Below are 16,143 nucleotides of genomic sequence, written 5' to 3'. Positions count from 1 at the left end.
GTTCAAAAAAGGGGATTGTGATATTAATGGAGAATGCTTGGCTCATTCCGCTGTTCCCGCTTGTATCCTTTCTATTCCTGCTGCTGTTCGGTAAAAAGCTTAAAGAAGCGAGCGCATTCGTTGGTATCCTTTTGACGCTTGCCTCTCTTGTATACTCCATCCTTGTGCTAATCGAGCGCTTTTCGGAGTCTACATTCAAAGCTGAAGCCGTTTGGCTGACAATAGGGAATCTGGAACTAACTGCGGGCTTTGAAGTAAATCAATTAAACGCACTGATGCTGGTGATCGTGTCTCTTGTCAGCTTCCTTGTGCATACCTATTCAAAAGGGTATATGCATGGAGATGAGCGCTTCCCGGTTTTCTATGCTTATCTAGGACTATTTACTTTTGCAATGCTTGGTCTTGTAATCTCGCCGAATCTTTTGCAGACATATATTTTCTGGGAATTGGTCGGTGTAGGTTCATTCCTGTTGATTGGATTCTATTTTTACAAAGAAAGCGCCAAAGCGGCTGCAAAGAAAGCCTTCATCATGACCCGTATCGGGGATGTCGGGCTGCTCATCGGGATGATTCTTTTATTCTGGCAAACTGGCAGCTTCGAATATGATGAAATTTTCGCTGCGGTAGAAGAAGGTGCGATTTCCGGAACGATGATTACCCTTACTGCGATCCTGATCTTCATCGGTGCAGTTGGTAAATCAGGTCAGTTCCCGCTTCATACATGGCTTCCAGACGCGATGGAAGGCCCGACGCCAGTTTCTGCGTTAATCCACGCAGCGACAATGGTTGCAGCCGGTGTTTACCTGGTCGCATCGCTGTTCCCGCTATTCAATGCGAGTGAGACAGCCATGCTGACTGTTGCGATTATCGGTGCCTTCACAGCGATTTTTGCGGCAACGATCGGCCTTGTACAGACTGACATCAAGCGTGTGCTTGCATTCTCGACTGTCAGCCAGCTCGGCTACATGATGCTTGCATTAGGATCTGCCGGTTATGTTGCCGGAGTATTCCACTTGATGACTCACGCGTTCTTTAAAGCATTGTTATTCCTTGCAGCAGGTAGCGTCATCCATGCTGTACATACTCAGGATATTGAAAAAATGGGCGGGCTTTGGAAAAGGCTTTCGTTCACTGGACCTTTGTTCCTGATTGGAACACTGGCAATCAGTGGTGTCCCATTGTTCTCAGGCTTTTTCAGTAAAGATGAAATTTTGATTGCTGCATGGGCGAATGGCAATTACCCTTTGTTCTGGCTGGCGGTGATCGCGGCGTTCTTCACAGCATTCTACATGTTCCGCCTGTTCTTCATGATCTTCTCCGGTGAAGCACGCAGCGAAATGAAGAATGTCCATGAATCGCCATCCGTCATGACCATGCCTATGGTTGTACTGGCTGTACTTGCTGTTGTAGCTGGTTATGTAAACACACCTTGGTTCGGCACTTTCCTTGGTGACTGGCTCGTTGAAGGAAACGAAGCGCTTGGCCATGGTCATATCGAAGGCCCAGGCTGGATCATGATTGTCGCTACAGTTGTCTCCTTGCTCGGCATCCTGCTTGCATGGATGATGTACAGCAAGAAGTCAATTTCACGCGACTGGCTATCTAGCAGAGCGCCACTTGCCTATGGCATCGTGAAAAATAAGTACTATATCGATGAAATTTACAATCAGAGCATCGTGTTTGGAGCGAAAGCGATCAGCTTGTTCCTGCGGTTCATCGAGGTCTTCCTTGTTGAGGGACTCGTCAAGCTGACAACAGCAGCTGTCCAGGGACTTGGTAAAACGGGTGCGAAAATCCAGAACGGCCAGGTACAGACATACGGCACAATCGCCTTTGTCGGACTTGCAGTCCTGATTGTCATCTATGCGCTAACAGGGGGGTATTTATAATGGATTTCAACTATTTTCTTACCTTGCTGGTATTCTCCCCTTTACTAGGAATCGGGCTTTTGGCATTCATGCCAAAGGCAAATGAATCAGGCATCAAAATGCTTGGCGTATTGGCAACACTGCCGTCATTGATCCTTGCGCTGATTGCATACTTTTCGTATCGCGGCGGCCATGACCTGGCTAATTTTTCGGAAAAATTTCGCTGGATTCAATTCGGCGGCCAGGGTGCCGAGCAATCCGGAATGTTCTCAGTAAACTATGAACTTGGCATCGATGGATTCGGTTTGATCATGGTGGTTCTCACAGCAGTGATCGCGACGCTTGCGGCAATCGCGTCTTTCCATATCAAAAAAGAATGGAAAGGCTACTACATGCTGTTCTTGCTTCTCGAAATCGGGATGCTGGGAGTATTCACATCACAAAACTTGATACTGTTCTTCCTTTTCTTCGAAATTACATTGATTCCAATGTTCTTCCTTATTGGAAAATGGGGTTATTATGAAAAAGAAAAGGCTGCTTACAGCTTCTTGATTTATAACGGCCTTGGCTCAGCAATCCTGCTGATCGTCATCATGGTGTTATTTTCAAGAACAGGCACATCAAATATCGAAATGCTGTCAGTCATGATGAACACAGACAATGCGCCATTATTCGCGCCGGTTTCTGAGTCATTGAAAATGGGATTATTGATCGCATTGCTTGTCGCATTCGGTGTGAAGCTGCCAATCTTCCCGCTGCACAGCTGGATGCTGCGCGTCCACGTTGAAGCACCGCCATCGATCGTCATGATCCACTCAGGGATTTTGCTGAAGATCGGTGCATTCGGTTTGATCCGCTTCGGGATGGGGATTTTCCCTGAACAATTCGCGGAATTAGCAGGGCTGCTTGCGGTATTGGGTGTAATTAACCTTTTATACGGAGCGTTCCTTGCTTTTATCCAGACAGATTTCAAAATGGTCCTTGCTTACTCTTCTATTTCCCATATGGGGATCGTTTTAATCGGACTTGGAGCATTAAATGAAGCAGGAATTCAAGGTGCTATTTTCCAGGTCGTGTCACACGGACTGATTTCAGCACTACTGTTCTTCCTTGTTGGAGTGTTATATGAACGCACGCACACGACAACGCTTGCCAACCTGGGCGGCATGGCAAAGGGAATGCCGCTTGCATCAGGTTTCTTGCTTGCAGGCGCGATGGCATCGCTTGGATTGCCCGGGATGTCAGGGTTCGTCAGTGAATTCATGGCATTCCTTGGACTATTCGAAGAAATGCCAGTCCTTGCAGCGGTTGGTACAATCGGCATCATCATGACAGCCGTTTACCTGCTGCGTGCAGTCCTTGCAATCACATATGGCAATGCAGAACGAGAATTTGCCGGAGTTACAGACATCCGCTCATTTGAATGGGCTCCAGTGCTAGTGCTTATCGGCTTGATCGTCCTGATCGGTGTATATCCAGCTGTTCTTAGTGAACCGCTTCAGGCAACTTTAGAGACTATCTTGATGGGAATAGGGGGGTGATGAAGAATGGATCTAGATACACTTCTATCATTTGATTGGGGGACGATGACTCCGGAATTCATCATCCTTGGTATGATTGCAATTTTATCGGTCGCTGATTTATTCATGCCTAAGCAAGTCGACCGGAAAGTCCTTGGCTGGGCTGGCTTTGCAGGTGTGGTACTGGCGCTGATTTCACTCGTTTCTCTGATTGGTACTGAAACCACATCGATTTTATACGATACATTCCGATTGGATTCATTCGCGATTGCTTTCAAGCTGATCCTCCTTCTAGGAGCGGCGCTTGTCATGCTGTTGGCGATTGACTATAGGACGAAGGATGGACTTGAGGAATATAAGGGAGAATTCTTCTACCTGTTCCTCACTGCATTGCTTGGAACGATGTTCATGGCATCAAGCGGCGACTTGATCACATTGTTCGTCGGCCTTGAATTGCTGTCCATTCCGTCATACGTCCTTGCAGGTATGCGCAAGCGTAACCTGAAATCGAATGAATCAGCAATGAAATACGTCCTAAATGGCGGAATTTCTACCGCAATCACATTGTTCGGTATGAGCTATGTATTCGGAATCGCCGGGACAACGAACTTAAGAGAAATCGCTCAAGTCTTTGGAGGTCTGAGTGACCCTCAGCACATTTACATTCTTGGACTGGCATTCTTCATGATTTTTGTCGGCCTGTCATTCAAGCTGGCATCCGCACCATTCCATATGTGGGCACCTGATGTATATGAAGGAGCACCAACTCCAGTTACTGCGTTCCTGAGCGTCGTCTCGAAAACAGCTGGATTTGTGATCATCCTTCGCATCCTGTTATCCATTTTTGGATACATTCCGGTTCCACAGGAGGATGGGCAGCAAATTCCGCTGCTGTTCGCGGTTCAGGATTACATCGCATTCCTGGCGGGAGCAACCATGATCATTGGTAACGTAATCGCCTTAAGACAGCGCAACATCAAGCGCATGTTCGCCTACTCAAGTATCGCGCATGCAGGTTACATCCTTGTCGCTCTGACAGCTATGTCATTCGTGACCTTCGATGCCATCTGGTTCTACATGCTTGCTTACTTATTAATGAATCTTGGCGCTTTCGCTGTGATCCAGGTGATCACAATGAAAACTGGCTCAGAAGATATCAGCCACTTCGCCGGCCTCTACCGCCGCTCACCGCTGCTGGCAGTGGGAATGGGAATCTTCATTCTGTCACTCGCAGGAATCCCTGGTACAGCAGGCTTCATCGGTAAGCTGAACATCTTCATGGGAGCACTGATGGTCGACCAGGCACACTACGTGCTTGTTTCGATTATGATTGCGACAACAGTCGTATCCTATTTCTACTACTTCGGAATCATGACGCAGATGTTCTTCCGCCCGGCAGCAAGCGACGAAAAAATCCATCTGCCAATCGGAACACTTGTCGTGATCCTGGTAACAGTCATCGGAACGATCCTGTTCGGAGTCATGCCAAACCTGGCTATCGACTTCATGCACAGTAACTTCAACCAGTTCGTTGATTTTATGAGATAAGTTGGTTTCTTCGCTAACTAGGAAGTAAGAACAAGCTCAGGAAATCATCGCGAATCATGTATGGATTTTGGGGAAAATCTACTCATGGAAACAAAGGGGTAAATCCAGCTGGCCTTGCTTTAAAAGCGGGCCAGTTTTTTTATTGCATTGAGATAAGATTTCAAAGAAGGATTTATGCCATAATAGCGAGCGGGAGAAAGCTTTGATCACAAGCGAGAAGAGCATATACCCGAGAAGCTAGTGGAAAGAGAACTTTCGGTCACATGAAACTTTCCGAATTCTGATACGTCTAAAATACAGGTAATCATCACGTTTATGTTAAAATAGACATGATAAGGGGGGCGTTTTTATGATAACGGGTTTTGGCGGCTTCGCGCTGACCAGCATTCTAACACATCTTGTTTTTATCGCCATTTCATGGTGGGCTCTTCAAGCACTCCAATTTGATAAGCTGCTCCGGGCAAACCATGTACTTCAATCCCGAGTTTTATATATTCTAGCTTCCATCGCACTGGGATCCACAGTAAGTAATTTCTTCCTTGATTACCTCCAATGGTCACAGCAGCTTCCGATGATTTTTCAGTAAAGCTCTTTTCGTAAATTTTGTTGCTTTCTCAATCAAAACTTGTACGAAAAAGCAGCAATCAATGTGAACACAGCCTTCAGTAACAACTTTTAGCCCATCTGCTGTTAGTTCTAAACAAATTGGTAAAAAATTAGGTCTTCATACATGTTTCCAAAACGCGAAAACTTGAGTATTATTGTTTTTGTGCTTGTTTTTTGCAATGGCATGTTTATTTTTTCACAAACGATGAACACCCGGCAAAGTTGGTACATAGAATGATGTCAAAAAGTGACGAGAATTCCCAAGTATGCGATTTGCTCTCCTGGTAAGAATGGTAATAAGGGGAGAGTGAAAGACATATGAAGAAGATTCCATTTATTTTATCAATTTTTGGCATTATTGGTTTTATTGTGCTTCAAGCTGGGAATAAGACGATTGTAGCTGACGCTGATCATGAAATAAAAACTCTGGCCTCAGTTTTGCAGGACGAAAATATTTTGATCACTGGTTGGTCTATATATGCAAGGGAAACAATGGAAGAAGAAAATGTCGAAGATTTGGTAAAAGAATTGAAGGTCCAGCTCTCGGATTGGACATGGAGCCACCGCAATGGAGAACTCACAGCTGTTTCGAATTCTTCTGAGATTCAGGAAAAAATTAAAATTGTTTCTACGGACACAAATGGGCCGATACATACGTATGTGATGTATGAGGTCAGAGGTCAGCATTGGAATAAAAATACAGAAACCTTTTTAAACAAAAATTTACCAGGCAGAATATTTGACATTTTTCGAGGGAATGCCACAACTTTCTCTTGTATTGAAGGCGAAATCAATGATAAGATAAAATCGGCTTTACCTGTTTATAAAACTAAATTGCTAAAGGCTTTTCAAGCCGAGGAAGTCGAAGGATTGGAAGAAGACTCATTTATTTCCACATCCGCCGTTTCGCCTTTGTTCGACAACTCTTTGAGCAATGACCATGAGATGAATATGCAGCTTGGATTACGGAAAACTGATCGATTGGGCGCAAAGACTACCTTCGTAGTTGGCACACCCATCATAACGATTGAATATTAATATAGAGAAATTGGACGCGGAGGGGAATACACTTGGAAAAAATCATCGTCCGCGGCGGACAAAGGCTAAGCGGTTCTGTAAAGGTTGAAGGAGCTAAGAATGCCGTCTTGCCTGTTATCGCTGCAACATTATTAGCAAGTGACGGAAAAAGCGTAATTCGTGATGTGCCAACTCTCTCCGATGTATATACCATCAACGAAGTATTACGTTCTTTAAACGCCGTAGTGGAGTTTGAAAATAACACAATTACAGTAGATGCATCCAGAGAGTTGAAAATTGAAGCACCTTTTGAGTATGTTCGTAAAATGCGTGCTTCTGTATTAGTAATGGGATCCCTGCTTGCCAGGAATGGTCGTGCTCGCGTAGCATTGCCAGGCGGCTGCGCAATCGGTTCCCGTCCTATCGACCAGCACCTAAAAGGCTTTGAAGCAATGGGTGCGACTGTCAAGGTAGGCAACGGTTTTATCGAAGCCGAAGCAGTCAATGGTTTGCACGGAGCTAAAATATACCTTGATTTCCCTAGCGTAGGTGCTACGGAAAACATTATGATGGCGGCTGTCCTTGCCAAAGGAACAACAGTCATCGAAAACGTTGCTAAAGAACCAGAAATTGTCGACCTTGCAAACTTCCTGAACAAAATGGGAGCGAAGGTTAAAGGCGCCGGCACTGGCACAATCAAGATTGAAGGTGTTGAAGTACTCTTTGGTGCTGACCACAACATCATTCCTGACCGAATCGAAGCAGGAACCTTCATGGTTGCGTCTGCCATCACTGGCGGAAACGTCCTTGTAAAAGGCGCTGTTCCTGAACATCTTTCTTCATTGGTTGCCAAGATGGAAGAAATGGGCGTTACCATCATTGAAGAAGCAGAAGGTCTTCGTGTTATCGGACCTGAAAAGTTGAAAGCAGTCGACATCAAGACGATGCCGCACCCTGGTTTCCCGACAGATATGCAATCTCAAATGATGGCATTGCTATTACGTGCTCAGGGCACAAGCATGATCACGGAAACTGTTTTCGAAAACCGCTTCATGCACGTGGAAGAATTCCGCCGCATGAACGCAAACATCAAAATCGATGGCCGCTCTGTCATCATGAACGGACCATCCAACCTTCAGGGAGCAGAAGTGGCAGCTACTGACCTGCGTGCCGCAGCATCACTGATCCTGACTGGACTTGTAGCAGATGGAATGACTCGCGTAACAGAGCTATATCACCTGGATCGTGGATACGTTGACTTCCATCATAAACTTGCAGCACTTGGCGCAGACATCGAACGCGTCAGCGAAGTAGAAGAGCAGCCAGTAACTGATAAATTAGTCTCAGACATGAACGCATAAATATTACTACTCAATGAACCGGAGAATTGTGCTTTAACGTATAGTTCTGCGGTTTTTTGATTTAAATGGGCTGGTTAGAGCCTGAAAATTCATGTCCAATTTCGTGAATTTGTTTTGACCGACTTATTATGAGACTTTCGACAGAACAATATGCATTTTCGATTTCTGTCATAAAAGCTTGTCCGCCTCCATATGAATGAAATGAGACGGTTTTCGACCGGATTAATTTCATAATGGAGGCTTTTTCTATGTTAAAATTCAAACCACTCATCGTACTAGCTGCAATTCTATTCGCTGTCACACTCCTGATCCCCTCCTTGCTCGTCCTCCCTTTTATGGAAGAAAAGGCAGGCGGAAAACTGGGGGAAGAGCTGCAAAGTGAGGCAAAGGATGTTGCCGCGGTCCCTACAGCAGACTCGGCTGTTGAGGTAGCCGTTTACCGGACAGCGTTGTCCAAGACAGAGAAGCTTCCGCTTGATGAATACTTAATTGGCGTTGTTGCTGCCGAAATGCCCGCTGAGTTCGAGCTAGAGGCATTAAAGGCACAGGCGCTGTCAGCAAGGACTTATTATGTTAAACAAATGCTGAGCCCAAATAAAGTAGGCGTACCTGAAGGGGCTCAGTTGAATGATACTGAAATCCACCAGGTATTTAAAAATAAAGAAGAATTGAAAAAGCAATGGGGCGTCGACTACAAATGGAAGATGAAGAAAATAGCAGAGGCTGTGAAGGCAACGGATGGCCAGGTGCTCACATTTGACGGAGCGCCGATTGATGCGACCTTCTTCTCAACATCGAACGGATTTACCGAGAACTCAGAAGAATATTGGTCGAACTCACTGCCATACCTACGCAGCGTGGAAAGTCCGTGGGATCTGGAGTCACCTAAGTTCCGCAGCCAGACAGTTATGACGGTTGCTGAGGTGGAGTCAAAGCTTGGTGTCAAGCTGCCGAACACTTCGGAGATTGGCAAAGTCATCTCGAGAACATCAGGCAACCGAGTTGCAAAAATCGATATCGGCGGCAAGGTCCTCACAGGGAAGGAAGTACGTGAGAAGCTAAAACTCCGCTCCAGCGATTTCACCTGGGAGCTAAAAGGCAGCAACGTCGTCATCACAACCGAAGGCTTCGGCCACGGCGTCGGCATGAGCCAATACGGAGCCAACGGCATGGCCACCGAAGGGAAGAACTATCAGGACATCGTCAAACACTACTACAAAGGCGTTGAGATCAGCGAGGCCGATAGCATGCTGACAAAGGTTACGGCGAAGAAATAAATCTAATGTGCAGCCGCTGCGGCGGTAACGGAATAATGACGAGGCCAGGGCAAACAGCGCCCTGGCTTTTTAGCGCGATTTGGATGTGCGTCGGTAACTTTTATTTTTTCACGGGATCGAAGAAGGTTTCGATGTCTGGAGGCATGTGGTAGATGCGGCCTTTGTTGGTACCCGTGAATGGGAGATTTAAAGGGAATAAAATGTTAGTGATCGTCCGGGATGATATATCGGGACAAAAGTCTTTGCACATCCGATTTTTAATAGTAGGACTAATAAGGAGGAAAAATTCTTTTACAGATTTATGATGAGCCGATTTAGATCTATGCTCACACACTGGACAACGCCAAACCCATTTTTCCCGGGACATGCCATATGATAAACAAGAGGGACATTGAACACCTTTTTGAAGGTCATCTGGTGTTAGGGAATACTGTTTCAGAATGTCAGGGTAGTGAGGAGAATGATTCTTTAGAAGTGACTTTGATAACTTTTTTACTTCCTTATCAGTATAGCTAGGATTTGAAGTGATTTCATCTATCTGTAGAACGCGACTTAATAATACATCTCCTTTTACGATCAAGTTATTCAGGGATCGGTCACTTACCTTGATAATAGTAGAGGAATTACTGATGGCAACGAGATGGTATATGGGAGGGACATTGAATTTATGGTTCTGCAGCCACCTTTTCATATGCCAGGCTTGCATCCGAACCTGGTTAATGGGATTATCATATGATTTTTCTTGATTATCCTTTGTTTGAAACATTTGTTCGGAATGTTTGTCGAAGAAAAGGGTTCCGGCATAGGCTTTGGTTTCAATTAGAAGGATATAACGAAGAGTTAAAATGAGGGTATCAATCTGGAAATGCCATTTCTCATCTTGAAGGCGTAAATCCCGAAAGATATGGAACCCTTTTTCGGGTAAAAAACTTAAACGGTAATCCGTTTGCAGCTCACCTTTGTAACCAGCACGCCAGGCTTTGTAATCTTGTTCAATAAATGAGAGTTTAGGATGATTTGGTATGATTCTTTCCATTAATGCCTCGTACATGAGTAGCCGTATCGGATATGTTCTTTCTTTTTCAATCAATTTAGTCACTTCCTTATTAGTTTTTATATGAATTCATTAATTACAGGGAAAATACCTGCTGATAAACCCGGTATAATATGAAGTTTTTATGTCCAAATCACTATTTTCAATTAAATCTCCAGTTGCGGCGGATATATCTCCAGTTGCAAAAATTTTATCTCCAGTTGAGCAGATTATATCTCCTGTTAAGCTCAATTTATCTCCAGTTGAAGTTATGGCTAGACTAAAATACAAAAAGCCAGCCTCAATTACAAGGCCAGCCCCTAAAAAACCGTAACTAGTAAATATCTTAAAAACAAATCCTGCTAAAATCCCCGAACCCTCTCTTCAATCTCACGCAAAACCCTCCCCAGCCGAACAAACTTGCCGCTGAAGTATGCATGGTGGATGAAGTGGGATGCCGCTAAAACCCCAATTACGTCTTTTATAAAATCAATCAGTGTGGCGGATCGATATGGGACAAAGCTTTGATGAACCTCGTCTAGCAGTCCGTACAGGATTGCCACGCCCATGAATGCAAAGCTCATCACCGGTGTGAAGCGCCCGGTCGTCAAGGCAGCCACAACGAGCAGCACATACAAAATCCCGAACTCAACGAGATGGAGCGATTCTTTTATAAAACGGTCGAGTCCCTGATTCGGCAGCTCGACCAGTGCATCTGCAGGATTGCTGGACATGATCCAGATCGCCGCCATATAGAACAGCGGAAGAATGCGTAAAAACCATACCAATAACTTTTTCATGGTGATACCTCACTTTATAGTAATAACTCGAATGGAGTGACAGACATAATTAATTTGTTAGAAACACAATGGAGTAACCAACATAATTAGAAACACAATGGAGTAACCAACGTAACGTAATAGTTAGAAACCGTACGTGGTGACAAACACGACTTATTCATGCGGCACAGGCTGTCCAAAGTCTAAAACTCAGCCGCCCATCAACCCAAAAAACTTTTTTGCATAAAATCCATACCTTTGTCGAAAAATAAGCAGTAAAAAATTTTTCAACTCTATGTATATATTTTTTCGCTTCTGTTCAAACTGATTGCTGAGGTGATGAAAATGAGAGAGGAAGAAAAAAGATCTTCTCAAGACAAAAGCAAGAACAGCTTTTTCAAGAAGCGGTGGGTGTATCCAACAGTTTATATTGCTAGTGCCGCAATCATTCTAACTGGTGTCCTATGGTATCAAAACAGCGGAACCGAAAACATTGATCAGTCCGAGTATAAAGCGACTGACATGCCTGGCAAAAAGATCAATGATCAGCCAGCAGTTGAGGTTAACCGCGCGATGGAGAACTTTGTAATGCCAGTGGTGAATGAAGACGATGCTGTCATCCAAATGGGATTCTATGACAATGATGGCGACGCGGCTGAGCAAGAAGCAGCTCTAGTGTTCTATGATAATACGTACCATCCGAACACTGGGTTAGACATTGCTTCAAAAGATGGCAAGGAATTTGATGTAATCGCATCACTAAGTGGTACTGTCACAAATGTCATGGAAGATGCAGTGCTTGGAAATGTCATTGAAATCGAGCATGACAAAGGTATTGTAACACAATATCAGTCAGTTAAAGACTACGAAGTTAAGGTTGGCGACGAGGTTGAGCAAGGACAAGTCATTGCGAAGTCCGGAACAAGCCTGATCAATGAGAAGGCTGGCAACCACGTACACTTTGAAATCCGCAAGGACAATGTCCCTGTCAATCCGCATGAGTTCTTCAACAAGCCTCTAAGCGCATTGCAGGATGCAAATGTGATAGAAGAGAAAGCTTCTTCTGATGCAGATGCAGGCAAGTCTGAGGATGCTGTCGAAGAAGATGTAGAAGGAAGCTCAGAGGAAGATGCTGAAGGCACAACTCCAGCGGAAGACAAGCCTGCTGAAGGCGGCTCTGATAAAAAAGACGAAGATAAGGACGCAGGAGAAGATAAAGATAAAGATTCTTCAACTGACTCTGATACTTCAACAAACTCTTAATAAAAAATAAAATTTTGGAACCTGCCTAGCTATAAAGGCGGGTTTTTTTATTGGAATAATAAGAAATCATTTAAATTTATATAAATGGAAAATCTATGGTAAAATCAGACAAGAGGAGGGATACATATGAAACGGGCACTATTTATATTCTTGTCGGTCTTGATCGCCGCACTCATTTCCGGCTGCAGTAAAGAACCGACTCCCGAAGAGCGTTTTTCCCAATACGTAAAGCTTTGGAATGACCAGAAGTTTGACGAGATGTATGGCTTTTTATCAGAGAAAGCGAAGAATTCCATCACCAAGGAGGAATTCGTCAGTCGCTATAATAAAATTTACAAAGATTTAGAGATCAACCAGCTGAAGGTAAGCTATAAACAGCCTGAGGAAGAACAAGAACATGAGGCGAACGCGGAACTTCCTTTTTCGGCTAAATTGAATAGCGCTGCTGGTCCGATAGAATTTGACCACAATGCTACTCTTGTAAAAGAAGAACGTGAAAAAGAAACAAATTGGTATGTCGATTGGAATACGTCATTTATCTTCCCGGAGCTTGAAGCAGGAGATAAAATCAGCTTCAAAAATGTCCAGGCAGAACGCGGCAGCATCCTTGACCGTTCAGGTAATGGACTCGCGATTAACGGGACAGCTGTCCAGGTCGGAGTAGTCCCTGGTGAGTTGGCCGAGCCAAAAGATCAGACAATTGCAAAGCTAGCAGAACTGCTCGATATGTCTGAGGAAAGCATCAACAAGGCGATGAATGCAGGCTGGGTAAAACCAGATCTGTTTGTGCCGCTGAAAAAAGTTTCGAAAACGGATAAAGGGCTTCATGAAAAATTGTTTGCGCTCGATGGAGTAACCAGCCAGATGGTAGGGGCACGGGAGTATCCTTACGGGGAAGCGCTGTCCCATTTACTGGGCTATATTGGGCCGGTAACAGCGGACGATCTAAAAAAACTAGAGGGCAAAGGATACACAAGCACTGATATCATTGGCCGACGCGGTTTGGAGCAGGTGCTTGAAGAGAAGCTAAAAGGAACAAACGGAGTCAGGATTTCAATCGTAAAAGAAGATGGGACAGTAAAAACACTTGCTGAAAAACCCGTGGAGAATGGGCAGGATGTCCAGCTGACGATTGATGTCGTAGCCCAGCAGCAATTATACGACCAGCTAAAAGGAAAAGCGGGTACGGCATCAGCAATCAATCCGACAACAGGTGAGACGCTGGCATTGGTCAGTGCACCAGGATTTGACCCGAATGAAATGACGCTCGGAATCTCGCAAAACAAACGCAAAATTCTAGAAGAGGACCCATTAAAACCATTCCTTAATAGATTCAAGCTGACCTATGTGCCTGGTTCGGTAATTAAGCCAATCACAGCGGCAATCGGCCTTGAAAGTGATAAGTTGAAGCTTGATACAGCATTTGAAATCAACGAAAAGCAGTGGCAGAAGGACGCATCATGGGGCAATTATAAAGTAACAAGGTACTCAGATGTAAAAGGAAGCATCAACCTTGAAAAAGCGCTGATCTATTCGGACAACATTTACTTCGCGAGGGCGGCTCTCGGAATGGGCCAGGATACTTTTACAGAAGGCTTGAAAAAATTTGGCTTTGAAGATCAGCCTGAATATCTCTATCCAATCGAGCCATCGCAAATCGGCAAGATTGACAGCGAAATCAGACTGGCAGACTCAGCCTACGGACAGGGGCAGGTTGAAATGAATATCCTGCACCTTGCAACCACTTATTCACCACTTCTAAACGAGGGCAATCTTATTAAACCGATTTTGAATATGGAAGATGAGCAGGGACAGGTGTGGCAGGAAGGCGTGGTCAGCCCCGAAAATGCAGCGGCTTTAAGTAACATGCTGACAAAAGTCATCACCGATCCTAAAGGAACCGCCCACAATGGACTGATCGCCAATTATCCATTAGCCGGTAAAACAGGCACAGCGGAAATCAAAGAGAAGCAGGGCGAAAAGGGCAAGGAGCTAGGATGGTTCGTCGCCTATAACCCGCAATCCACAGACATGATCGTCGCGATGATGATCGAGGATTCCGGTTCAAAAGACGTTGTGACAAGAGTGAAGGAATTTTATGAATTAAGACTGCAAAGTGGAATGTAGAAAAGTCCGGCTGAAACTGGCCGGGCTTTTTTACTGATGTTTTTTATTTCGAATTTTCAGCTATTTTGCTATAATATTTCGTAAGACGAAAATATATTGGGGGAATCTAAATGTCTATGAATACATATCCATATTCTTCTCAGCGAATGGCGACGGTGGCGCGAAACGGAATGGTCGCTACGTCGCAGCCGCTTGCTGCGCAGGCTGGGCTTGATATTTTAAAAAAGGGCGGAAACGCGATTGATGCTGCGATTGCGACAGCGGCCTGTTTGACGGTTGTCGAGCCGACTTCTAACGGGATTGGCGGCGACGCGTTCGCGCTTGTTTGGGTCAAAGATAAGCTGTATGGCTTGAATGCGAGCGGTCCTGCACCACAATCAATTTCGATTGAGAAAGTGAAAGAGCTCGGCCATGAAAAAATGCCTTCGCATGGCTGGATACCAGTGACGGTTCCGGGCGCACCGTCAGCATGGGCAGAGCTGTCGAAAAAATTCGGACGCTTGCCGCTTACTGAGGTACTTCAGCCAGCGATTGATTATGCGCGCAACGGGTATCCACTGACTCCTATTCTCGCAAAATATTGGAAGGGTGCATTCAAGGCTTACAAGAGTCGTTTCCAGGGCGCAGAGTACGAGGAGTGGTTCCGCGTCTTTGCTCCTGATGGCAAGGTTCCTGAAGCCGGGGAGATGTGGAAATCGGAGGACCATGCGAACACGCTCCAGGAAATAGCGGAAACGAATGGGGAGAGCTTTTATAGAGGGGCCCTTGCTGAAAAAATTGCAGAAGCGTCTGAAAAAGCGGGTGCCTTCCTGAGTAAGGCTGATCTCGAAAACTATCATCCAGAATGGGTAGAGCCGATTTCTGTATCATACCGCGGTCATGAGGTTTGGGAAATCCCGCCGAACGGGCAGGGAATCGTTGCTTTGATGACCTTGAATATTTTAAAAGGTTATGAATTTACTCACCGAGATGACGTGAATGGCGTCCACCTTCAGCTTGAAGCGATGAAGCAGGCCTTCACGGATGGTAAGGAATATGTGACTGACCCTAAAACAATGCAAGCGAAGGTAGCGGACCTTCTATCAGAGCAGTATGGTGAGGAGGCCCGAGCTAAAATCAATAGGGAAGCAAGAATGCCCGAACCTGGCCAGCTCCCTAAAGGTGGAACGGTTTATCTGTCGACTGCGGATGGAGAAGGCAACATGGTTTCCTTCATCCAGAGTAACTATATGGGCTTCGGCTCAGGAGTTGTTGTTCCAGGCACAGGAATTGGTCTGCAAAACCGTGGACATGACTTCTCGCTTGACCCTAACCATGCGAATGCACTGGCTCCGGGCAAGAAGACATACCATACGATTATTCCAGGCTTCATCACAAAGGATGGCCAGGCAGTTGGTCCATTCGGCGTGATGGGCGGCTATATGCAGCCACAGGGGCATGTTCAGGTAGCGATGAATATGATTGACTTTGGCTTGAATCCTCAGGCTGCGCTTGATGCACCGCGCTGGCAATGGATCGAAGGCAAGCAAATTGAAGTGGAACACAACTTCCCGAATCATATCGTCAAGGAACTCGCAGCCCGCGGGCATCAGATGAAGATAGCATATGATGGCGGAAGCTTCGGCCGCGGCCAGATCATTGTCCGCAATCCAGAAACCGGGGTGCTGACCGGCGGAACGGAAATGAGAACTGACGGCGCAATTGCCTGCTGGTAAATTATATTTAAATGTAGGAACACTCGATG

Annotated in this window: 12 protein-coding genes; 10 read left to right on the top strand and 2 right to left on the bottom strand. The window is 45.3% G+C overall.

The genetic code is table 11. From position 1 onward, the window contains the following. Positions 1-26 precede the first annotated feature (26 nt). From nuoL to spoIID, 7 genes are all read left to right on the top strand, one after another. Positions 27-1,889, top strand: coding sequence for an NADH-quinone oxidoreductase subunit L (nuoL, locus tag TY49_RS03910; protein ID WP_198135582.1), 1,863 nt, complete (start codon positions 27-29; stop codon positions 1,887-1,889). After that, complete coding sequence (locus TY49_RS03905; RefSeq protein ID WP_041964597.1) at positions 1,889-3,409, top strand: NADH-quinone oxidoreductase subunit M; 1,521 nt, start codon at positions 1,889-1,891, stop codon at positions 3,407-3,409. The genes nuoL and TY49_RS03905 overlap by 1 nt, the downstream gene beginning before the upstream one ends. A 6-nt stretch (positions 3,410-3,415) precedes the next feature. Continuing rightward, positions 3,416-4,936: an NADH-quinone oxidoreductase subunit NuoN gene (nuoN, locus tag TY49_RS03900; protein WP_041964596.1), complete on the top strand. Its 1,521-nt coding sequence runs from the start codon at positions 3,416-3,418 to the stop codon at positions 4,934-4,936. A gap of 349 nt (positions 4,937-5,285) precedes the next feature. Further along, positions 5,286-5,522 (top strand): DUF1146 family protein, encoded by a 237-nt coding sequence (locus TY49_RS03895; RefSeq protein ID WP_041964595.1) that lies wholly within the window; start codon positions 5,286-5,288, stop codon positions 5,520-5,522. Positions 5,523-5,860: 338 nt separating this feature from the next. After that, positions 5,861-6,580 carry a YwmB family TATA-box binding protein gene (locus TY49_RS03890; RefSeq protein WP_041964594.1) on the top strand — a complete coding sequence of 240 codons (720 nt, stop codon included), beginning with the start codon at positions 5,861-5,863 and terminating at the stop codon, positions 6,578-6,580. A 32-nt stretch (positions 6,581-6,612) separates the two neighbouring features. Beyond that, complete coding sequence (gene murA / locus TY49_RS03885; protein WP_041964593.1) at positions 6,613-7,920, top strand: UDP-N-acetylglucosamine 1-carboxyvinyltransferase; 1,308 nt, start codon at positions 6,613-6,615, stop codon at positions 7,918-7,920. A 248-nt stretch (positions 7,921-8,168) separates the two neighbouring features. Further along, positions 8,169-9,197, top strand: coding sequence for a stage II sporulation protein D (gene spoIID, locus TY49_RS03880; RefSeq protein ID WP_041964592.1), 1,029 nt, complete (start codon positions 8,169-8,171; stop codon positions 9,195-9,197). A 100-nt stretch (positions 9,198-9,297) separates the two neighbouring features. Here the strand turns inward: spoIID and TY49_RS03875 are convergent, their stop codons facing one another. Together TY49_RS03875 and TY49_RS03870 are read right to left on the bottom strand one after the other, a co-directional pair. Beyond that, on the bottom strand, positions 9,298-10,287 hold the full coding sequence (locus TY49_RS03875) for a nuclease-related domain-containing protein (RefSeq protein WP_041964591.1): 990 nt from the start codon (positions 10,285-10,287) through the stop codon (positions 9,298-9,300). A 305-nt stretch (positions 10,288-10,592) separates the two neighbouring features. Continuing rightward, entirely contained in the window at positions 10,593-11,030 is a 438-nt protein-coding gene (locus TY49_RS03870; protein ID WP_041964590.1) for a VanZ family protein, read from the bottom strand. 324 nt (positions 11,031-11,354) lie between these two features. Between TY49_RS03870 and spoIIQ the strand changes: the two genes are divergently transcribed. From spoIIQ to ggt, 3 genes are all read left to right on the top strand, one after another. Next, complete coding sequence (gene spoIIQ / locus TY49_RS03865; RefSeq protein WP_041964589.1) at positions 11,355-12,272, top strand: stage II sporulation protein SpoIIQ; 918 nt, start codon at positions 11,355-11,357, stop codon at positions 12,270-12,272. A 126-nt stretch (positions 12,273-12,398) separates the two neighbouring features. Further along, entirely contained in the window at positions 12,399-14,399 is a 2,001-nt protein-coding gene (locus TY49_RS03860; protein ID WP_041964588.1) for a penicillin-binding transpeptidase domain-containing protein, read from the top strand. 110 nt (positions 14,400-14,509) lie between these two features. Further along, positions 14,510-16,114, top strand: coding sequence for a gamma-glutamyltransferase (ggt, locus tag TY49_RS03855; protein ID WP_041964587.1), 1,605 nt, complete (start codon positions 14,510-14,512; stop codon positions 16,112-16,114). Positions 16,115-16,143 lie beyond the last annotated feature (29 nt).

Source organism: Mesobacillus selenatarsenatis SF-1, from assembly GCF_000813125.1.
Lineage (GTDB): Bacteria > Bacillota > Bacilli > Bacillales > Cytobacillaceae > Mesobacillus > Mesobacillus selenatarsenatis.
The sequence above is the reverse complement of the archived record's forward strand: the minus strand, read 5'-3'. Positions and strand labels throughout refer to the sequence as shown.

Excerpts from the sequence above, each read along its gene's own strand:
- nuoL (WP_198135582.1), top strand. The coding sequence starts at position 27 with ATGGAGAATGCTTGGCTCATTCCGCTGTTCCCGCTTGTATCCTTTCTA.
- TY49_RS03905 (WP_041964597.1), top strand. The coding sequence starts at position 1,889 with ATGGATTTCAACTATTTTCTTACCTTGCTGGTATTCTCCCCTTTACTA.
- nuoN (WP_041964596.1), top strand. The coding sequence starts at position 3,416 with ATGGATCTAGATACACTTCTATCATTTGATTGGGGGACGATGACTCCG.
- TY49_RS03895 (WP_041964595.1), top strand. The coding sequence starts at position 5,286 with ATGATAACGGGTTTTGGCGGCTTCGCGCTGACCAGCATTCTAACACAT.
- TY49_RS03890 (WP_041964594.1), top strand. The coding sequence starts at position 5,861 with ATGAAGAAGATTCCATTTATTTTATCAATTTTTGGCATTATTGGTTTT.
- spoIID (WP_041964592.1), top strand. The coding sequence starts at position 8,169 with ATGTTAAAATTCAAACCACTCATCGTACTAGCTGCAATTCTATTCGCT.
- TY49_RS03870 (WP_041964590.1), bottom strand. The coding sequence starts at position 11,030 with ATGAAAAAGTTATTGGTATGGTTTTTACGCATTCTTCCGCTGTTCTAT.
- spoIIQ (WP_041964589.1), top strand. The coding sequence starts at position 11,355 with ATGAGAGAGGAAGAAAAAAGATCTTCTCAAGACAAAAGCAAGAACAGC.
- TY49_RS03860 (WP_041964588.1), top strand. The coding sequence starts at position 12,399 with ATGAAACGGGCACTATTTATATTCTTGTCGGTCTTGATCGCCGCACTC.
- ggt (WP_041964587.1), top strand. The coding sequence starts at position 14,510 with ATGTCTATGAATACATATCCATATTCTTCTCAGCGAATGGCGACGGTG.